This is a genomic window from Winogradskyella sp., assembly GCF_965228925.1.
Taxonomy (GTDB): Bacteria; Bacteroidota; Bacteroidia; order Flavobacteriales; family Flavobacteriaceae; genus Winogradskyella.
Genome location: NZ_OZ245845.1, coordinates 3512648 through 3534051, shown reverse-complemented (window position 1 = coordinate 3534051; position 21404 = coordinate 3512648). Strand labels below are relative to the sequence as shown.

Sequence of the window (21404 nt, the reverse complement as noted above, 5' to 3'; positions counted from 1 at the left end):
AACAGATAAATAGTGTCCTTAAGACCCTTGTGCAAAGACAGCGTTAAATCAAAATTTATGATATTTGGGCGTTTGTAGTAATTAAATTGTATTTTTAATTAATCATAATATCTAGTGCCCCAAAATTTCAGAAGTCATTTAGTCTGATTTTATAGTGTGGTGCTTTACCTACTAATTAAAAACCAGTCAAATGAATAATCTCCGTTATTTGATTTTAGTCTTATCGTGCTTTTCCCTAATGTCTTTTAATTTAATTGCTCAGGTTCCAGCGAAATACTCTGAACATTTAGCCAATTATAGCGAAGTCGAAATTGATGTCTCCCAATTGAGAAATACCTTAACAAATGTTGCTATGAAAGGAACGGTTGTCCAAAATAGAAGATCGACGACTATTTTGGAGTTACCCATACCAAATGGTAGCAGTGAACGCTTTAGGGTTGTGGAATCCCCAATACTATCGCCCCAACTGTCAGCCGCTAGACCAGAATTTAAAAGTTATGTTGCACAGGGGATAGATGATCCAACGACCTCAGTTAGATTTAATATCACACCGGCAGGGTTTTATGCCGTTATGAAAGGCGCTAAGGGTATCTCAATTATTGAGAAAATAAATAGGTATAGTGATGACCATAGATACATCACCTATTTTGATCACGATATATTGGATGATAATGATGGATTTCATTGTGAATCGGATGACGCACCAGAATCCGGGCGTCTCACACCATCGGCTAATCGTATTGATTCCTGTTTTCAGATCGGGGATAATCTGCGCACCTATGAGTTGGTGGTGACTTGCTCTGGGGAATTTTATGCCTTAAATGGGGGGACCGATCCACTCGTGGAAGCGGCACTGCTTAACAGAGTAACACAGGTGAATACCGTTTATGAAACCGAAGTGGCTACAAGCTTTACGATTGTTGAGTATTTGCTCAATAATAATCCTGCAACAGACCCTTACACCGATCCTACGGATACCATTACATCCATTAATGAAACAGAAGTTTATATCAATGCCAATGTCACTGCTAGTTCTTGGGATGTTGGTCATGGGTTTCATGAAATTACTTGTGGCGGTAGTTGTAGCTTTGGTGGTAGAGCAGGGCTAGGCGTGGTTTGTACCTCATTAAAAGCCAGAGGTTATACCTACCTGCCTAATGATATACCAACCAACATTACGGTAATGGTACACGAATTTGGTCATCAATTTAGTAATAGACATACCAATTATGGCTGTAATTCCAATAACGCCTGTAGTCGTTATGAACCGGGAGAAGGGTCTACAATTATGAGTACTGGTGCGGGCTGTGATGCCGGTGATTTTTTTGCCGATCGTACAGACTATTTTGGTGTAGCCAGTTTGCAAAGTATGATAGATTATGAAAATTCTGGTTTACTTGTAAGTGGTGTGGCTTGTGGGACATTTACGGTTAGTGGTTGGTCCGATTGTGCCACTATTACCGCAACAGGAAATAATATGCCAAGTTCTGATGCCAATGCTAATAGTATTAATGGCTTGGTCATACCACATAGTACGCCTTTTGTATTGAACGGATCAGGGTCTGATGCGGACGGTACAGGAAGTTTGACCTATACTTGGGAACAATATGATACAGACTATTCGGGCTCAGATGCACCTGATGATACCGCTGCGAGTACAACGGCACCATTATTCAGAAGTTTTCCACCTTCCACAAGTAGTGAACGCACCGTACCGCAGTTATCATCAGTTTTGGCAGGGAATGTCACGACGGGTACCGGAGAAGTCTTACCGACCGTTGCTCGTAACTTAACCTGGCGATTAACAGTTAGGGATAATGAAATTGGCGGTGGCGGTGTGGCCTGTGATCAAATTACATTAACCGTGGGTTCTGATGGGCCATTCCAAATTACATCCCAAAATACTTCCACAGCATGGCTTGCTGGTGCAACTGAAACGATTACCTGGGATGTGGCCAATACGGATAGTCCTACCTACACCTGTCCCAATATAGATATTTTATTTTCTTCAGATGGAGGAAATACTTTCCCAACGACACTTGCCAGTGGGGTTGCAAACGATGGGTCTCATGATATTACAGTACCGAATATGAATACATCTTCTGGACGAATAAGAATTGTATGTACAGGTGGGACAAATATATTTTTCGATATTAATGATGTCGATATACTAGTGGCTTCTAGTTGTGGTGCTGTTGGGGGAACCATTGTCAATAGCGATGCCGTTACGGCGCCTGAGGGAGATGCCAGTTTGAATCTTGGCCTTATGGCCGGTTTACCCGTAAATTCTGTTTCTGGCACCTTAGATGCCAGTGATCCCAACACTAATCTTACTGTAGAAAATAACAGCGGTGGTACATGTATTTCCTTTGGGAATAGTCCATATTATGAAGCCATTGAGCTTGTTGCGGCCTCAAATGCTAACGTAACATTTACTAATACTATTCAAGTTTACAACAATATAACAAACTTGTTCCAAGGAAGCTATAATCCAAGTAGTGTCTGTGATAACTGGTTAAATTCCAATGCCAATTTCAATGGTGCAACAGTAGACTTAGGTACCAGTTTCACTGAATCATTATCAAGTGGCTCAGGATATATATTGTTGACATCAGGCTTTAGTACCAACTCTCCAAATCCCGGAAATTACGATATAAGTTTTTCTGAGACGCTTTATAATGTCAGTGCTTTAGAGATCACAGGTTATTCATATACTTATGTTATTGTTAATGATAGTTCCGGAAATATTGTAGCTTTTAGTGCAACTTCAGACCTCTCTAATAGCGGAACATTTTTGGCAGGAAACTATACGGTTTATGGACTGTCTTATCTCTCAGGGAGCGCTACCAGTGGTTATGTCGGTGGTGCCTTTTCAAGTCTTCAATCCGATATTTCCAGTACAGCTTTTTGTGGCGCCTTAAGTTCTAATACAGTAAGTGTCACGATAACCTATACGCCAATCGTATATACATATAATGCAGGTGCATGGTTGCCATCAAACCCTGTTGGTGTGCTCGATAGTAGGGATCAAATAGAAATTCAAACCGGTGATTTTACCTTATCGAGCAATTTAGCCTGCGATACATTTACAGTAAGTGCAGGGGCCAGTGTCACTATTGATGGGGGCGTTACCTTGACCGCCAATGCTTTGAATCTACAATCCACCTCTTCGTCCTATTCTAGTTTAATTTTGGATGGGTCTATTTCTGGAACTATAAATTATCATAGATATACCGCTCAGGTGGGACCTACCGGAACCAATGATTTAATCGCCACCCCATTCTCTGGGCAAACATTCGGTGCGTTTGATGCGGCCAATACCAATTTGGCAGCTTCGGGCTCAACACATGCCTTTGCACCCTATAATACTGTAAGTGGGGCTTATGAAAATTACGATAGTGTCACCAACGCTGCAACGGTGATTAGTCAAGGTATGGGCTACAGAGCTGCTACGACCGATGGCAGTACTTTGATGTTTACAGGGCTCGCTGCTTCTACGGACATTCTTAATATCCCTATTTCTGATGCAGCCGCTGGAAACGCATGGAACTTAATGGGCAATCCATATCCTTCTTATCTCGATTTTGACACCTTTTTTCAAGCCAACAGCTCTGAGTTCGATACACAGACCGAATTTCAGGCAATTTATGGCTATGATGGAGATGCTTCCAATGGTTGGACGGTATGGAACCAGGCCACGATTGACGATGGTAGCGTCACGGAATTGATTACACCGGGGCAAGGCTTTTTTGTAAAATCCAAAACAAGCGGCGGCTTAGTAGATTTTACAACGGCTATGCGGCGCACAGGTAACGCTGATGATTTTATTTCAGGACGATCTTCTGTGAATACCGCATTATGTCAGCTGCAACTGATAAGTGATAGCAACGCTGCGTCAACACAAATTTATTTTATAGAAGGAACAACAAGAGGTTTGGACGTGGGTTATGATGCAGGCTCTTTTCAAGGACAGGCGGGAACCTTTTCAATTTTCTCAAATTTAGTCGAGGATAATATGGGCATCGATATGGCTATTCAGTCCTTAGCTTACGAGGATTTAAATGATGTGGTTATTCCTATTGGGATATACGCTACGGCGACAACACAATTGACTATTGGTCTTGACGATATATCCACGGTTCCTGAATCTATCAATGTGTATTTAGAAGATACGGAGGCCAACACATTTACCTTACTGAACACGAGCGACTATATATTTACACCCAATTCTGATTTAAACGGTATTGGGCGTTTCTACATTCGATTTACCAATCAGACCTTATCTACAGATGATAACACCTTAAATGACCTGCAAATATTTACAATTGCAGATCCAAGAACTCTAGTTATTAAAGGCTATTTAAATAGTGAAACCACAGCGAAGTTATATGATATCCAAGGTAGACTTGTGTTAAATCTTATGCTGAACACTATGGTCACTACGAATTCAATCTATGTTGGAAATATCCAATCTGGGGTCTATGTTGTTGAAGTCATAAATGACAATGGAACCAAAACCCAAAAGCTAATTATTCGATAACTCATAGTTTGATTTTTGTTTCATAAATAAAATAGCGTTCTTGCGCTAATGTTCGAAAAGCGTTATTACTATCTCATAAAAATACAGTATTTGGGCTATCGTTTTCATGGCTGGCAGAAACAACCTGATGTGAAGACGATTCATCTCATGATCGATAGAACCTTAAAATATGTATTGGGTGATACCTCGTTTAAAACCTTGGGTGCTGGCCGCACGGATGCCATGGTTTCTGCCAATGAAGCTGCTTTAGAATTGTTTATTAAGAACGACCCCATTACCGATTTTAATGGTTTTTTGGCCCTATTTAATCATAACTTACCACAAGATATTAGGGCCTTATCCATAAAAGAGGTCGATAAGGATTTTAATGTCATTCAAGATTCAAAGTTAAAGGAATACCACTATGTATTTTCTCAAGGCCAAAAGAATCATCCGTTTTGTGCGCCTATATTAACCACCATTCTTGAGCCTCTAAATGTCGAATTGATGAAAGAAGGAGCGAAGTACTTTGAAGGCACTCATAATTTTAGAGCATATTGCTATAAGGCTACTAATCATGGTGAGTATGTGAGAACCATAATTTCTTCAGAAATTGTCGACAATACCATCTACCAAGCCAATTTCTTTCCTCGGGAGTCCTATGTTTTTAAAATTAAAGGTAAAGGGTTTATGAGAAATCAAATACGTTTAATGATGGGATGTCTCATTAAATTGGGAAGGGGAGAGGTGACACTAGATTATTTAAAGGAAAGCCTACAAGAGCATAATGAGGAAGTTATGGACTATATTGCACCAGCTTCTGGCCTAATTTTACATGCCTTAGATTTTGAATAAAAAAAAGGAACTAGCAATTACTAATTCCTTTTCAAGATTGGTTGGTTATATTTTAATTGATCCAACCTTTGGTATTGGCATTTTTGGCAAACCATACTAAAAATGCAGCAAATACAATAATGATATATGCCATTATTTTATTGTCGCTAAAGTCTACACCTTTGAGATCGGCGATAAATAAGAAGTAGACCATTTGTATTGTGGCTGCCAAAAAGGATAGGGTTAAAAGTAGTTTCGAGAATTTTTTTCTAAGTAATAGTAATAAGCACCCTATGGCGCCAGAGAAAACCGCTATAGCAAATAAGGCTGTGTACCAAGCCGGTAAGCTATCCATAGTCGCAAGTTGTTCAGAGCTGTAAGCATCTGTATACGCACTGGTTTTGTAAGCTTGACTTAAATAACCGTGTACGCCTAGGCTATTCCAGATAAGACCAATTACACTCACAATCCAGAACCAAATTGGGGGCTTGTTAGCTGATGTTGTCATAATAAAAATTGATTTAGTTTAGTTAGTTTATAGCAGGTTTATTCCTTCTATTTTAGCTAACAATGTATAAAAAATTTCATAGAGTGCTGTTTTATAAAGTAATTTAAGGCGAATAAAAAAGGGTGAAAACCTAAATTTCCACCCTTTTATATACTATGATATTATAGTTATTCTACAACATGTAGCTTAGGTTCCTTATCAATAAATTTTCCATTTACAGACTCGCCTAAAATAAGAACTTCTTTAGAGCGCTCGTACATTTTAATGGCACGATGCATCTGTAATTTGGTGCCACTGTACAGTTTAACACCTGATTTTGAACCTTTGTTTCTGATTTCAATATAGAAACCATCTTTAAGCTTTGTTGGTCTTGTTGCTGGTCTACCCATAAATAAATTAGTGTATATGTTTTAAAAAGTATTGCATTATACTGAAAATTCCGTCAACACACAAGTTTATTTGTAACTATTCTAAACAGAATTTTTAACAATATCAGGATTAACGCTTTTTAACAAAAATGAAGCCATGATTTTTATACATTTATGACAAATAATGACATCATGAATCCAACCATCCCAAAAGAAACCCTCACGTTTTTCAAAACACTTTCAAAAAATAATAATAGAGATTGGTTTAATGAGCATAAGCCTGAGTTTAAAGCCATTGAAGCAAAAGTTAAAAGCGCATACAATCACCTTGGTGAACTTATGAATGCGCACGACCAAATTGAAAAGATAAAGATCTTTAGAATCTATAGAGACGTGCGCTTCTCGAAAAACAAACTACCTTATAAAACGCATTTTGGCGGTTCATTTGCTAGAAAAAAACCAGAATTAAGGGGTGGGTATTACCTGCATATCCAACCCAATGACGAGTCGTTTATTGCTACTGGCTTTTGGGAACCCAACAAAGAAGATCTCTTTAGAATTAGAAAGGAGTTTGAAATGGATGACAGTGAAATGAGAGCGATACTTAAGGATAAAATATTTAAGGACACCTGGGGAGATTTTGTCGGGGATGAATTGAAAACGGCACCCAAAGGCTTTGACAAAGCGCATCCGGCTATAGATTTAATTCGTAAAAAACAGTTTATTTTTATCAAGAAGTACAGTGATAAAGAGGTATTGGCCGATGATTTTCTCAACAATGTCGACGAGGCTTTTAAACATATACGCCCATATTTTGATTATATGAGTGATGTACTGACGACAAATCTTAATGGAGAGTCTTTACTGTAAAGAAAAAACCGGACGTTATGTCCGGTCTTTCATGAATTTTTATGGGGCATTAAATCTGACTCAAGCCTCCATCGACTTCTAATTCGATGCCGTTTATGTAAGCAGCATCTTCAGAAGCTAAGAACAAGGCCGCATTGGCAATTTCTTCTGGGGTACCGAATCGACCCAGCGGTACTGATGCAGCGAAACCTTTACCCATTTCTTCCACAACATCTTGAGGCAAGCCCATTTTACCATATAAAGGAGTGAAAATTGGTCCAGGAGCTATGGAGTTCACTCTAATACCTCTAGACTTTAGCTCAGAAGTCAATACTCTGGCATAAGCTCTTAAAGCACCTTTACTTGCCGAATAGACCCCCAAACCGTCAAAACCTTTTTGGTGTACAATAGAATTGGTGAACAAAATAGTGCCACCGTCATTAATATGCGGTAAAGCCTCTTTGGTGGCTAAAATGGGGCCCTTGACATTGATATCGAAAATTTCATTATAGTGGTCCGCGGTTACATCCGTAGCTGGTGAGACCGGAGCGATACCCGCGTTTAGGAAAAGAATATCTATCTTTCCATAATGTTTCGTGGCTTCTTCAATGAGATACTTATTGTCCTCATCTTTTGAAACATCGGCTACGAGGGTGATAAAATCACCTTCCAGGTCTTTAGACACTTCATCTAAAGCTTCTTTTCTACGTCCTGACAATACGACTTTAGCCCCTTCCTTTAAATACAATTTTGCGGTCGCTAGACCAATACCACTATTGGCACCTGTAATTACAGCGACTTTGTTTTCTAATTTACTCATTGTTTTGATTTTTATTTGAAACGTTCGTTCCAAAATTGGTTAAAAAAATATTAATCTAATACAGAAAGTATGGTATCTACAATACTTTCAAACTCTTTTTGTTCATTTAATAAAATCCCAGTGATGCGCAAGCCTTGTAAAGCGGTAAACAAATAGGCCGCATAGGCTTTTGCACTTTTATCAGTGTTAATCGAACCTGTAGCTTGTCCTTTGGACACAAGGGCTTCAAAAAGATCGTGCATCGCATTTAAATTGTTTTTTAAAAAATCCTTGATCTCGCGATCCTGATTGGCCATTTCAGTGGTACAATTTCCTAAAAAACAGCCATTGGCTTTATCTTCTGGACTGGTAGCAAAGATCTTACGAATCGTTTCTAAAGGCTCTGAATTGTGAATCAAAACCTTTTGGACATACATGTTTGCATGCTTTTTATACACGCGCAAGCTCTCTTGATATAGTTCCATTTTACTACCAAAAGAATTGTATATGCTCGATCTATTTAATCCCGTAGCATCTACAAGATCTTGCATCGACGTGCCATTATAGCCCTTGCTGTGAAAAAGCTGTACCGCTTTTTCAAGAACCTCATCACGATTAAAAATTTCTACTCTTGGCATTTTATTTGAAATGAACGTTTCAAAATTAAAATAAAAATATCTCCTGAACTATTAAAATTTTCATAAAATTATGGATAGCATTAAATCGCCGCTAAAAACTGTGGATCAATAAAGACTTGGATACTGTCTATTAGGCGTTCTTTTACAATATGCATCATGCGCTTGTTTAAAGCCGATGAATTTTGAATGTAAATTGCGTACTCTTCTGTTGTAAATTGGCCAATAATCATCCCTTTTATGGAGTTTCTAAATTTCATATCCTTATGGATGGCATTGTCGATATAGGCCAATTGTTTGGATAAACTCAGTTCATAGAACACATTTTTGTGTTTGTTAATGTAGTTCCTGAATACAGCGATAAATAAATCGTGCTGCATTTTTATAATAGGACGCAAGGTCTTGTTCTGAAATAGCTCGTCAGAACTCATAGAATCATAAATTTTAGCCGAAGTAATAACAGGTCTAATTGCCAGTAGATGCTCAGAACGGGTTGTCATGGTTAAGTATTTAGGATTAATTTGGAATTAAATTTAACTATTAACCCAAAGGATAATGGACCTGCTCAATTATGTTGTTAACGGTGTTATTAACAAAAAAGGCCAACTTTAATAAGCTGGCCTGAGTTATTGTACGGTAACGCATTTATTTACTAATAAATTCTTCAAAGGTTTTTAGCTGTAGATCATCTGCTTTGGCTTTTTTCTTCAGCTTTGCAAAATCTGCTTTCGCTTTATCAAAACGTTTCACAATAAGCTTAAGACTTTCCAATTCAGCATTAGAGGGCTTATCGTAGCTCCCCGCTATTTTTGAATACAGATCTGCCATCTTCTCACGCAGTTGAGGCTCTGCTGAACCTACATAGTTATCACCAGTTGTGACGACTAAGGTTTTCTTAAGATTATCTAATGCAGTGGCAACTTTCTTCTTTTTACCTTTTGTCGCCTCATATAGGGCATCTAATTCATAAACCATGTATGCTAATTCCTGTGTCATGTCATACATTTTCATGGTGGTTTTATGCTTTAAGGCAATAGCCTCTTCACTCAAGCCCGTGTCGGTATCATTTTCAACTTCAAATACATGTTCAAAGGTATCTTTGCCCTTTTTAATAACAGCCTTATACTGTCCTGCAGCAACCCGTGGAGAGGTAAATCCACCAAAACTAAATGTCTTTCCTTTAGCGACTTTTGGATTTTTTATAGTGTAGTTCCAATTGACGATATTTATCCCTTTGGCCTTGCCAGGCGACATAGATACAATTTTGTTACCTTCCATGTCCTGGATTTCCATAGTCATTTTGCCAAAGGTATGACGCTTTGGAAGCAAGTATTTAATCAATGCGCCAGAGGGACCATTTGATCCTACAAACTGCGTTTCTGCCCCAAACCCATTACCAAACGAACCGCTATTGTCATTCATAACAAAGGGCTCACTTTCAAAAAAATGTAGCTTTTTCTTTAAAACATCGGCATTAATCTCGCGTAGCGGAGAAATATCATCGATTATAATGACACCTCGACCATGGGTTCCCAAAACAAGATCGTTTGTTTGTGCCTGAAGGTCTATAAAATGGATAGCCACCGAAGGCATATTATTTTTGAACTTACTCCAACTTTGCCCTCCGTCTAAGGTAATGTACAGTCCGAACTCGGTCCCGAGATACAAAAGATTCTCGTTCTCATAATCTTCTTGAATGTTTCTGACGAAGATTTCAACGTCATCCGAAATAATATTGGTCCAGGTTTTGCCATAATCGGTCGTTTTGTAAGCGTAGGGCTTCATATCTCCCTTGGTATGACCATCAAAAACAGCATAGGCCGTTCCTTTACCATGAACACTGGCCTCTATATGATATACCCAAGTATTCGCTGGTAAGCCTTGAATATTAGGAGTGGTATTGGTCCAGGTCTTTCCACCATCGGTCGTCACTTGCACGTTACCATCATCGGTACCAACCCAAATGATGTTTTCATCCAATGGGGACTCAGTTATAGTGAAAATAGTCGTGTGATTTTCTGCACCAGAATTGTCCATAGACAAACCTCCAGAATCTTCCTGATTTTGTTTTGCGGGATCATTAGTCGTTAAGTCTGGAGAAATGATTTCCCAGGTATCACCCATATCCTCTGACTTATGTAGATATTGGCTTCCCATATAAAAACGGTCTGGTTGATGTTTACTCACGGCCATGGGCGCATTCCAGTTAAAACGCAATTTTGCATAGCCTTCAGCAGGTAATGGTTGAATGGTCTTTACAAGCTTACGATCGGCATCATAACGCCAAACATTCTCTGCGCCTTGCATCTCTGAATATATGATGCTTTTTGTGGGATGTTTTAGAACTCTAAAACCATCACCACCGCCTATAGAATTCCAATCCTTAGCTTTAACGCCACCACCTGCTCGAGATGGCCCATACCAAGAACCGTTATCTTGTAAGCCGCCATATACGTTGTACGGTTCCGCGTCATCTACACTAATATGATAAAACTGCGATAGGGGAAGGTTTTCAACAATTTCGAAAGTGGTACCGCCATTCCAGCTTCTATATACACCACCATCGGTTCCTGAATATATGATATCAGAGTTGTTGATATCAAAAATGACATCGTGAATATCACTGTGCATATTACCAAGATTTTTAAAGGTTTTACCACCATCACGAGAGATAGATCCTGATAAGCCTCCTTTCACAACCACATCGGGATTCCTAGGATCGACCGTAATTCTTGAAAAGTAGAATGGACGTACGGTAATACCAAAATCGTTATTCAATTGTTTCCATGAAGCACCAGCATCATCACTTCTGTAAAGTCCTTTCTTACTGTTTTCTTCCGCCTCAATAACCGTGTAGAGCACATTAGAGTCTGAAGGCGCAACAGCGATTGCCAATCGTCCTAGTTTTCCTTCAGGGAAACCATTGTGAATTTTATTCCATGTGGCGCCACCATCTGTTGATTTGTAAAGTGCACTTTTATCACCTCCAGAGTTAAATGACCATCCTGTACGTCGAAATTCCCACATAGACACATATAGTATATTTGGGTCTTTAGGATCCATAGTCATATCAGCGCACCCCGTCATAGCATCGACATAAAGAATTTTGTTCCAAGTCGTTCCGCCATCAGTGGTCTTGTAAACCCCGCGTTCTTCTGAATCGGACCAAAGTGCACCTAACACACCAACGTAAATCTCTTTTGAGTTTTTAGGATTTACTATGATATTCGCAATACGCTCAGAGTTCTCAAAGCCCATTTTGTTCCAAGTGCTTCCACCATCTGTCGATTTGTATAGCCCATCACCAATAGAAACACTATTTCTAGGCCAAGTCTCGCCTGTACCAACATAAATTGTCTTATCTGGGTCATTAGGGTCGATTTCTACAGCTCCTATGGATTGGCAGTACTCATCGAAAATAGGATTGAAGGTTGTACCAGCATCATTTGATTTCCAGACACCACCACCGGCGGTACCTGCATAAATTATTCTCGGGTTTGTGGGATGTGCTTCCATATCGTTAATACGTCCGCTCATTAAAGCCGGACCAATATGCCGGGCTCGTAAATCCCCAAAGTAGCTCTCTGCTTTAACTGTGTTGTCCTGTGCTGAAATGACAGGCACTACGCACCAGATCAATACCAATACATTAAATAGCTTTTTCATTTTTTGACTCGTTTTTTGAATTTAGTTGATTAGATATAAAAATTCCTCAAGAAGCAATTTTCTTGAGGAATTAAATTTTAGTTTTTGTTTTCTTCCTTAGTGTCGGTAGTTGCATCTTCTGGGAATTCAAACTCTTTGTCGTCAACTGTAGGGTTGATTTCGATTTTGTCTAAGGTAATACCGGGATTTGGTTGTCCCTTTAATCCATTCGCAATGGTATAAGGTATGTAAATATCACCAGCCTCTTGGTAATCGCTAAATGTGGTTTCGGACATCATTCCTTTAGAAGGACCTTGTTTTATTTCTGACTGAACGGCTAGAGGTACATAATTTTCAGTATCAAAGAAATAAAAGGATACATCATCTTCTTGTTTACCATCGACCATAATAGGCTCTTTAGTTAACTTTAATTTAAAGGTTTCTGTACCGCCAAAATCTTCCTTCCCTAAATATTCTAGGGTATAACCTTTATCCTTGTAATCTAATAAAGGATCGGGGAAGTCATTCATATTCAATTTCATATTCGCAGTGGACTCAGCGTCACTTTTTTCTGCTTTCTGCGTCTGAAAATTTGTGTTCCATAAGGTTTCCCCATCAAATACGGCTTGTTTAAGTTCTTTACCTTGAAAGATGATTTTGGTCATTTGCTTACCGTTTTTAAGTTGAACTATTTCCAAAGGTATTTCCATACCACCTTGATTCACTTTTGCGAACATTTTCATGCCCTCAATCTTTCTCCAGGCATCAATTCCGCCCGTATTTTCAAAGTAATTGGCAACAATTTCTTCAGCAGTTTGGGCCTGAACAGAAGCCGTAATAGCGAATGTAAACGCCAGCATTAATAATTTAAAAGTTCTCATGTTTTAGTATGTGTTATTAAGTTGTTGTTAAGCTCGTTGTGAAATTACTAAACTAAGGCGTCAATAATACGTTGTTTTAATAAACATTAACACCTTAATCCTCAGGCATTTTAAAAATGTTCTCGTCAACATCAGCATTAAATTCTACGGACTGTACATTCATCACTAAGCCCACATTACCATTAAATTTATTAGTCATGGTGAAGGCAAGATATTTGCCATCAACTTCTTGATAATCACTATATAGGGTTTGTGCTGTGGCACCTTTAGCCGGGCCAGAAGTTACTTTAGACTCCGAGGCAATAGGCACATAATTTTCCGTATCGAAATAAAACAGTTCGGTATTTTCTTCTTCTTTGCCGTCTACTAAAACTGGCGTCATGGTAAGTTTTACCTTATAAACCTCAGAACCTTCCCAGGTGTCTTTGCCTAACAATTCAACCTTATAGCCTTTGTCGGAATAATTAAAGAATGGACTGACGATTTCATCTTTAGCTCCATTTTTTGTGTTTGTTGAGGTTTCACTATCAGCGGCTTCAGCCTTTTGGGTTTGAAAATTCATAGCCCAAGAATTCTCACCGTCAAAAGCTTCTACAATAAAAGAATTCCCTTGTAAATCAACATCTATAACATAACGGCCATCTTTCATATACGTGGCAACAAATGGGTAATCTGTACCTTGCTGATTAGCAACTCCCGTAATCTTCATATTCTCAACAGAATCCCAGGCGTCATGACCTCCAATGTTTTCTATGTAATTGGTGACAATCTCATCAGCCGTCTGTGCTTGGGGAAGGTTGATGGTTAAACAAAAAATAAGGGCAGCAACTAGTTTTAGTGAAGTTTTCATATGATATCTGGTTTTTGATAAACGTTTGACTAACAAATTAGTGAATTGTTACAAGATTTCTCTGTTTTTTATGATTAAGATTAATGAATGAAACTGTACTTTTGATAAAATTACCATTTATTATGAAATTCGGAAGTGTTGATCATCCAGAAACTATAGATTTTACATTACCAGCGGACCACCCTGATACATTGAAGGTATTACAGAAGAATCCATCAGCATCTCCCACTGTTTTTGTAGGCTGTGCCAAATGGAATAGAGCCGATCTCAAAGGGTTTTATCCAAGAGGTACCAAGGACGAATTGGAGTACTATTCACGTCAGTTTAATTCCATTGAGCTCAATGCGACGTTCTATAGGATTTTCCCTCCTGAGCAATTTGTGAAATGGTATGACAAGACACCATCTAATTTTAAATTCTTTCCAAAGCTCAACCAAGAAATTAGCCATTGGAAGCGTTTGAATGATGATGTTGGTCCTGTAGTTGACAACTATCTTTACAGCGCCGTAAATCTTAAAGAAAAATTAGGTTGTCTCTTCTTACAGATGCATAATAACTTTGCTCCGAAGGATTTTGACCGTGTCATTAATTTTATTGAAGGTTGGCCTAAGGAAATTCCACTAGCTGTTGAGTTTAGACATACAGGTTGGTATAATGACGAAGCCATAGCCAAAGATTTGTACCAGCTTTTAGAGGACAATAATATTTCGAATATTATTGTAGATAGTGCAGGACGACGCGATATTATGCACATGCGCCTTACCAATTCTAGAGCTTTTATACGCTATGTGGGTGCCAATCACGACAGTGATTATACGCGTTTGGATGATTGGGTGGCACGTTTAAAACATTGGAAAGATAATGGTATTGAACACATCAATTTCTTTGTACACCAGAATATTGAAAAGGAATCGCCTTTACTTTCGGCCTATTTAATAAAACAATTAAATGCTGAATTAGGCACGGATTTAAAGATTCCGAATGAGGATCAACAACAGAAATTATTATAACGCATAAGGAGTTGTTAGTTCGAGTGATTTTCTGGTAAGAAAATCGTATCGAGAACTTTATAATTTTAAAGACTTCTCGATAGCTCTGCTGAGTACTTCGACAAGCTCAGTGTGACACCTGTCGAAGTACATCACGCCACAGGTGCAACACTCGAAGTGACATGCTCATAAAAAGACTAGATAATCAAATGAGATTCCACACACGCAAATGGGTAAAACCCGAAGACTTAAATCCCAACGGAACATTATTCGGTGGTGAACTATTGGCTTGGATCGATGAAGAAGCTGCGCTTTACACAATTATACAGCTCGAAAATTCAAAGATTGTGACCAAGTTTATGTCAGAGATTAATTTTATGTCTTCAGCCAAGCAAGGTGATATTGTAGAAATTGGTATAGAGGTCACTAAATTCGGAAGAACCTCCATCACTATGAAATGTGAAGCCAGAAATAAAATGACTAGAGAAACAATTCTTACCGTTGACAATATTACTATGGTAAACTTAGGGCCAGATGGGAAGCCAAAGCCCCATGGAAAAACCAAAGTCGAATTTGTTAGAGACAGATTATAAGTGCTTTATGCTGTTAAAATAGAGTTAATTGGCAAATTGATGCTCGTTTGGACTTAAAGAAACCTTTAATTTTAGGAGGATACTAACAACTAATCACAAATGAAAACATTTATTCTAGGTGTAGCTATATGCATAACAGCATTCTTCACCATTTCGGCAGTTAGTGAAAATTCGGCTAGCACAACGAACCCTTTGACAGCAAACTTTACTGTTGGAGACCCAGGTATAGCATCAATAAATGCTTTGAGTTTTGGACCTGAAGGAATTTTATTTATCGGAGATTCTAAAAATGCCGCTATTTATGCAGTAGATACTAAAGATGTCACGGCAGGAAAGACTCCTGATAGAATTAATCTAAGCGGATTTGATGAAAAAATAGCAGCATCGCTCGGAACAACTACAGACAATATTCGGATTACCGACATGGCTGTTAACCCAGTATCAAAGCATGTCTATTTTTCTATCAATGTAACCGATGGCACACCTGTGCTATTGCGTTTAAGTGGAGAAGATTTGGAGCATGTGGCCTTAAATAATGTCAGTCATTCTAAAGTTGCGTTAAAAAATGCCATAGCTGTTGATGCCAAAGACCGTAGAGGTCGTTCTCAACGCGTTTGGGCTATTGCAGATTTACGCTATCACGATGGGAAAGTTCTGATATCTGGATTGTCTAATAAAGAATTTAAGTCCACCTTCAGAAGCTTTTCATTCCCGTTTACGAATGATCAGGACTATGCGTCATTAGAGATTTGGCATGCGGCTCATGGACAGTATGAAACTTTTGCACCGATAAAAACTTTCGATGTGATAACTCTTGATAATAAAGACTATCTCATGGCGAGTTATACGTGTACACCTTTAGTACTGTTTCCCATGGATGAATTAAGCGGTGGAAAACATATCAAAGGACGTACTGTTGCCGAACTAGGGGGAGGAAATTCCCCATTAGATATGATTACCTACAAGAAAGACGGAAAGCAATACTTTTTAATGGCTAATACCAATCGCCCTGTTATGCGCTTTAAATATGAAACTATTGCCAATTTCAAAGATTCCATGACAGAACCAGTGAAGGAGTTTGGTGTTGCTAAAGGTGTGGCCTACGATAATCTTCCGATGGTTAATGTGCTTCAAATGGATAACCTTGATGACAGTAATGTAGTTTATTTGCAGCGCACATCTAGCGGAGATCTTGTCTTACGAAGTCGTCCGACCAAATGGATGTAAAACCAAAACATTTTAGTATAAAAAAGATCGGTCTTCAACTGATCTTTTTTGCTTTTTTATACTTTGTGTGCCATCAATCTTCCACTTCTGAAGTCGATGTAGTTTATGTGGACGGCAAAGCCACCGAGATCAATTATACACCAAGCCAAGAGTCAAGTGATGTACAAATCTTTTTAGAGGGTAATAGAGACACTCCAGTTTTGGGTAGTTCATCTTCAGAAGGCACTAGTTATAGTTTTAGGCCTGTTGTTCCGTTCACTCCTGGCAAGACCTATGTACTTATTGAAGATGATCGTATTATTGATACATTCACCATCAGGCCTAAAATGGTCATATCACCTCCTGAATTGGTAGCTATCTATCCAACGGTAGATACTGTTCCGGAGAATTTGCTCAAAATGTATATTCAATTTTCAAAACCTATGCAGCAGGTTGGGAGTGCTTTAGATTATATTAAGGTTATTAACGAGACCCAAAGAAAAGAGGTTGATGTCTTTCTCGAATTAAGCACCGAGCTATGGAATAAAGAACATACGCGTTTGACTTTATGGTTGGATCCTGGGCGTATTAAAACAGACCTCATTCCCAATAAGGAAAAGGGGTTACCTATTCTCAAAGGACATACATACAAGCTTGTTATTAGTTCTGGCTGGAAAGACAGTCAAGGTATACCACTGGCAACCTCTTATGAAAAGCTTTTTTTCGTAGTTGATAGAGATTCAAAACAACCTAATATAAAAACATGGAAATTAGAAGCTCAAACAGATCGGCTAATCATCCATTTTCATGAACCTCTTGATGCCATCTTGGCGAAAGAGTCATTCAATATTAAAAATGTGGAAGGCAAAACCGTATCAGGGATATTTGAATTAGCTCAAAATGAACAGATACTTGAATTCTATCCCGAACAACCATTCAAATCAGAAAACTATATGATCTATGTGGATTCTCAACTAGAAGATTTAGCTGGAAACAATCTCAATCACCTATTTGATCATGATGTATTAAAGGGGAGTGCTAGGGATACTTTAGAGGTTAAAACCCTTTCATTCACTATCGACTAATCAGAATTAGCAACGGCTAACTCATAAATCTCCAGATCAAAGAACTTTACCGAAGCTAGCACATGATCAAAGATATCGCCCATAATAAACTCATAATTTTGCCAACGAATATCACTGCTAAAGGCATAAATTTCCATAGGGATCCCTTGAGGTGTAGGTTCTAGTTGTCTTACCATCAAGGTCATGTTCTTATTAATTGCCGAGTGATTGTCCATATAGGTTTGAAGGTACTTTCTAAACACCCCAAAATTGGTAAGGTTACGGCCATTGATTAAAACCGATTTATCAACCCCTTCTTCAGTGTTATGCTTCTTGATTTCTTCAGAGGCTCGGCCAATATAATCCGAAACTAATTCAATCTTCTTAAAACGTTCTATATCGGCATCTGTAAGAAACTTAATGGTGGAGGTTTTAATGATGACGGAACGTTTAATACGTCGCCCACCGGAGTTCATCATGCCTCGCCAATTTTTAAAGGAATCTGAAATGAGGGCATAAGTCGGGATGGTGGTTATGGTCTTATCCCAATTCTGAACTTTTACTGTCGCCAAAGTGATTTCGATGACATCTCCATCGGCACCATATTTTTCGAAAGTAATCCAGTCCCCAATTCTTACCATGTCATTTACAGTCACTTGTATGCTCGCTACAAAACCAAGGATACTATCCCGAAATACGAGTAGAATAATAGCTGAGGCCGCCCCAAGACTTGTAAAAAATTTCCAGAATGTGATATTGGTTACTATGGCGAACATCGAGAAAATCGCTAACAGCCAAAGAAATATCATAAAGACTTGAATATAGCTATATAAAGGTTTGTCCTTGTAACGTGGTAAGGTTTTAAGATAGTCGCGCACAGAATACAAAAAGCTCTTTACGATACGCAGTGTGAGTAGTATCGCAATTACTTTGAGTGTTTTTTCGATAATATTTTCAACATAATCAAAATCGGCAAACACATCGGGCACAAATTCAATAAGAATCATAAGTGGAATAATATGTGCGATATTCCTTGGCAGCTTGTTTTTGATGAGGATATCATCAAAATCGGTTTTGGTGCGTTTGGCGATACTAGAAGAGAATTTTCGAAGTAAGCGTTTGGTGATGTAATCTACGATTAAGGCAATGAGCAATAGGCCTATAAGCAGAATAAGCATATTGAGATATTTAGCCGTCGCTTCGCTTATACCGTTTTCAACCAACACGTCGTATATATAGTGTCTTATATTATCCATGTGCATTCTTTAAATAAGTTTTGTCAATATAAAACGTTCCAAAAGGAATGATGGCCGCAACGAGCACAATCCATAAGGTTCTATCCGACCATTTCATAGCCTTACTTATAAGGATGGCCATAACAATATAAGCTATGAATAATAGACCATGGGGCATGCCCAATAGTTTCACGTATTGCGGGTCATTACCAAAATATTTGATCGGTGTCGCTATAAATAACAAAAGAATATAAGAAACCCCTTCTAAAAAAGCAATTATTCTAAATGCAGTCACTGATTTTGACATATTAAAATTTTTTGCAAAAATACTCTAGAATGAAAGAATAACCATGATTTTTAGGAGGTTTTAAGAAATGCCTAAAATCTTTAGTTCGTTATTATTTTGAAAGAATAAATACTATCTTAGACCCAAAATAGAACATATGAAAAAGTTAATTCTACTAACACTTCTGATTTATATAGCTTTACCTTCACAAAGTTTTGGACAAGAGCAAATCAAAAAGGATAGGGCAGAAGCCATTTATCTTGGTCATAAAGCTTTGGTAGAAACACAAAATTTTAAGTTTGTGGCGGACTGGGTTTTTAATGACGGTAAACGTAAAGAAGTTCCAGGAGATTTAAATACGATAAGAATCAACACCTCTGAAGTTAAAGGATTGCTCGCTACTTTTGATAGTGCCAATAAGATCTATGGATTTAAAGATAAATTAGAGGATTATTCGACCCAGTTTAATGATGGCGAGCAGCAGATTACCATACAATTTAAGACGGGGATGTACCATATCACAATCACTATTAAACCTAATGGCAATGCCTTTTTAGATTTAAGTGCCAATAATTCAAAACTTGCCACCTACAGAGGAGTCATTACCAAATAATCACATTTCAAAGGCTTTATTTTAGTGCATCCCAAAACAATACTTTCCATTGAGGCTAAGACATTCATTGGTATGAAGAGTCAGATGCGTCGTCATGAATATGGACATATTGTTGCGCTTTGGAAACGGTTTATGCCCAGAAGACGAGATATTACTAATGTCGTTAATGAAGAATTGGTGGCCATACAAAACTATGAGAACCCAAACGATGCTGAACAACCATTCACTATTTGGGCCTGTGTAGAAGTTTCGGATGTGGAAACGGTTCCAGAGCAGATGCATTCGTTGACCATTCCTGGAGGTCTCTATGCCGTATTTCGTCATAAGGGTATGGATGCTGGTGCCACGTATCGCGATATTATGAATGAATGGCTACCTTCCTCAGGTTATGCTATAGCGAATCGACCACATTTTCAAGTCATGGGCGCGCTCTATAAAAATGGGAGTCCGGATTCTGAAGAGGACTTTTACGTACCTATTAGAACTTTATAATTCCAGAATTAATTTCTGACCTATTCTAAGTGTAGAATTCCGTTTTATTTTATTGGTCCTACAAATGGCGGTGATTGTCGTATTATTTCGTCTAGATATACGAGATAAGGTGTCGCCTTTGCGCACCACGTAGACTTTACGTTGCTTTTCTAAACTCGCTAGAGCTTGTTCCTTTGATTCATATAGAGCTAGCTTTGATAGGCGTCTAGAGTTATGGTAGCTTGCTCTGGTCCATTTTCGTGTGACCCAAATATCTTGGGACCGCATGGAATTGGTCGCATCGAATTTAAAGAGATATTCCGGGTGAATGGATTCTCCCATATAACTTGTTACCAAATGTAAGTGACTGCCCCTAGAATTTCCGGTATTGCCTCCTTTACCCAAATATTGGCCCTTCGCTATTGTATCATTAGCTTTTACGCCAATACGTGAAAGATGAGCGTAGGTCGTTTCCAAACCATTATAGTGCCGAACCACTACTGTTCTGCCATGACCACGACTGTATCTTGCAAAGCGTACGATACCATCGAGCATTGCTACGACCGAATCGCCCGTGACCAAATCAATATCAATACCTTTATGTGGTCGTCCCCATCGCCAACCAAATCGCGATGTGATCACCTTTTTATGTGAGACCGGAGAAGCGTAAGTACTATCTTCGAACTTAATATTCAAAGGGAATTCGGACACCACATTTTTATAAGGATTATAAACGGTAGTATCCCAATAGGCAGCCTTAATATCAATGCTTTTCTCAGCAGTACTATCCTTATGGGTCTGGACCGGAATTTCGACTTCGTTAACTAGTGCCGCTTTCTTAAATGTGGTTGGAAGTTTGATTTTTATGGTGCTGGATACACTATCGTTCTGCGCGAACGCCATACAGCAAAACATTAAACAAGCGAGACAGAGGGTTAGGATTCTCATTAATTCAATTAACTGTTTGATTGAATGAACGCGAAATTAAAATAAATATTGTTAACTACAAATCGCTTTAACATCGCTTTAAATAGCTTAATTTTGCAACTTTCAATTTTA

20 protein-coding genes are annotated in these 21404 nt (G+C 38.5%); 9 read left to right on the top strand and 11 right to left on the bottom strand.

Annotated features, from left to right (window positions below):
* Positions 1-190: 190 nt before the first annotated feature.
* Together ACO052_RS14580 and truA are read left to right on the top strand one after the other, a co-directional pair.
* Complete coding sequence (locus ACO052_RS14580) at positions 191-4540, top strand: M12 family metallo-peptidase (protein WP_422104515.1); 4350 nt, start codon at positions 191-193, stop codon at positions 4538-4540.
* Between the two features lie 48 nt (positions 4541-4588).
* Positions 4589-5374 carry a tRNA pseudouridine(38-40) synthase TruA gene (gene truA, locus ACO052_RS14575; protein ID WP_422104514.1) on the top strand — a complete coding sequence of 262 codons (786 nt, stop codon included), beginning with the start codon at positions 4589-4591 and terminating at the stop codon, positions 5372-5374.
* A gap of 52 nt (positions 5375-5426) precedes the next feature.
* Here truA and ACO052_RS14570 read toward each other — a convergent pair whose 3' ends face one another.
* Positions 5427-5861, bottom strand: a complete 435-nt coding sequence (locus tag ACO052_RS14570; protein ID WP_422104513.1) for a hypothetical protein — start codon at positions 5859-5861, stop codon at positions 5427-5429.
* Between the two features lie 167 nt (positions 5862-6028).
* Positions 6029-6250 carry a hypothetical protein gene (locus ACO052_RS14565; RefSeq protein ID WP_422104512.1) on the bottom strand — a complete coding sequence of 74 codons (222 nt, stop codon included), beginning with the start codon at positions 6248-6250 and terminating at the stop codon, positions 6029-6031.
* 171 nt (positions 6251-6421) lie between these two features.
* Here ACO052_RS14565 and ACO052_RS14560 point away from each other — a divergent pair, with 171 nt between their 5' ends.
* Complete coding sequence (locus ACO052_RS14560) at positions 6422-7099, top strand: DUF2461 domain-containing protein (RefSeq protein ID WP_422104511.1); 678 nt, start codon at positions 6422-6424, stop codon at positions 7097-7099.
* Between the two features lie 49 nt (positions 7100-7148).
* Here the strand turns inward: ACO052_RS14560 and ACO052_RS14555 are convergent, their stop codons facing one another.
* From ACO052_RS14555 to ACO052_RS14530, 6 genes are all read right to left on the bottom strand, one after another.
* Positions 7149-7898, bottom strand: coding sequence for an SDR family NAD(P)-dependent oxidoreductase (locus tag ACO052_RS14555; RefSeq protein WP_422104510.1), 750 nt, complete (start codon positions 7896-7898; stop codon positions 7149-7151).
* Positions 7899-7948: 50 nt separating this feature from the next.
* Positions 7949-8515, bottom strand: a complete 567-nt coding sequence (locus tag ACO052_RS14550) for a TetR/AcrR family transcriptional regulator (protein WP_422104509.1) — start codon at positions 8513-8515, stop codon at positions 7949-7951.
* Positions 8516-8595: 80 nt separating this feature from the next.
* Positions 8596-9012, bottom strand: a complete 417-nt coding sequence (locus tag ACO052_RS14545) for a glyoxalase (protein WP_422104508.1) — start codon at positions 9010-9012, stop codon at positions 8596-8598.
* 145 nt (positions 9013-9157) lie between these two features.
* On the bottom strand, positions 9158-12178 hold the full coding sequence (locus tag ACO052_RS14540; RefSeq protein ID WP_422104507.1) for a WD40/YVTN/BNR-like repeat-containing protein: 3021 nt from the start codon (positions 12176-12178) through the stop codon (positions 9158-9160).
* Between the two features lie 77 nt (positions 12179-12255).
* Positions 12256-13038, bottom strand: coding sequence for a LolA family protein (locus ACO052_RS14535; protein ID WP_422104506.1), 783 nt, complete (start codon positions 13036-13038; stop codon positions 12256-12258).
* 94 nt (positions 13039-13132) lie between these two features.
* Entirely contained in the window at positions 13133-13888 is a 756-nt protein-coding gene (locus ACO052_RS14530) for an outer membrane lipoprotein-sorting protein (protein ID WP_422104505.1), read from the bottom strand.
* 122 nt (positions 13889-14010) lie between these two features.
* On the opposite strand from ACO052_RS14530, the gene ACO052_RS14525 reads away from it, so the two are divergent.
* The 4 genes from ACO052_RS14525 (at position 14011) to ACO052_RS14510 (ending at position 17761) form a co-directional block, all read left to right on the top strand.
* A complete protein-coding gene (locus ACO052_RS14525) occupies positions 14011-14898 on the top strand; it encodes a DUF72 domain-containing protein (protein ID WP_422104504.1) in 888 nt (295 codons plus the stop codon).
* A 188-nt stretch (positions 14899-15086) separates the two neighbouring features.
* The gene (locus ACO052_RS14520) at positions 15087-15470 is read left to right on the top strand and encodes an acyl-CoA thioesterase (protein WP_422104503.1); all 384 of its coding nucleotides are present in this window, start codon (positions 15087-15089) and stop codon (positions 15468-15470) included.
* Between the two features lie 99 nt (positions 15471-15569).
* The gene (locus ACO052_RS14515; RefSeq protein ID WP_422104502.1) at positions 15570-16697 is read left to right on the top strand and encodes a hypothetical protein; all 1128 of its coding nucleotides are present in this window, start codon (positions 15570-15572) and stop codon (positions 16695-16697) included.
* Entirely contained in the window at positions 16688-17761 is a 1074-nt protein-coding gene (locus ACO052_RS14510) for a hypothetical protein (RefSeq protein ID WP_422104501.1), read from the top strand. The genes ACO052_RS14515 and ACO052_RS14510 overlap by 10 nt, the downstream gene beginning before the upstream one ends.
* Here ACO052_RS14510 and ACO052_RS14505 read toward each other — a convergent pair.
* Both ACO052_RS14505 and ACO052_RS14500 read right to left on the bottom strand, forming a co-directional pair.
* Positions 17758-18996: a mechanosensitive ion channel family protein gene (locus tag ACO052_RS14505; RefSeq protein WP_422104500.1), complete on the bottom strand. Its 1239-nt coding sequence runs from the start codon at positions 18994-18996 to the stop codon at positions 17758-17760. The two genes, ACO052_RS14510 and ACO052_RS14505, sit on opposite strands and share 4 nt — an antisense overlap.
* Entirely contained in the window at positions 18989-19282 is a 294-nt protein-coding gene (locus ACO052_RS14500; protein WP_422104499.1) for a DUF3817 domain-containing protein, read from the bottom strand. The genes ACO052_RS14505 and ACO052_RS14500 overlap by 8 nt, the downstream gene beginning before the upstream one ends.
* Positions 19283-19418: 136 nt before the next feature.
* On the opposite strand from ACO052_RS14500, the gene ACO052_RS14495 reads away from it, so the two are divergent.
* Together ACO052_RS14495 and ACO052_RS14490 are read left to right on the top strand one after the other, a co-directional pair.
* Complete coding sequence (locus ACO052_RS14495) at positions 19419-19874, top strand: DUF4251 domain-containing protein (protein WP_422104498.1); 456 nt, start codon at positions 19419-19421, stop codon at positions 19872-19874.
* A gap of 72 nt (positions 19875-19946) precedes the next feature.
* A complete protein-coding gene (locus tag ACO052_RS14490; protein WP_422104497.1) occupies positions 19947-20366 on the top strand; it encodes a GyrI-like domain-containing protein in 420 nt (139 codons plus the stop codon).
* Here the strand turns inward: ACO052_RS14490 and ACO052_RS14485 are convergent.
* Complete coding sequence (locus ACO052_RS14485; RefSeq protein WP_422104496.1) at positions 20361-21248, bottom strand: peptidoglycan DD-metalloendopeptidase family protein; 888 nt, start codon at positions 21246-21248, stop codon at positions 20361-20363. The genes ACO052_RS14490 and ACO052_RS14485 overlap by 6 nt on opposite strands.
* Positions 21249-21404: the final 156 nt, after the last annotated feature.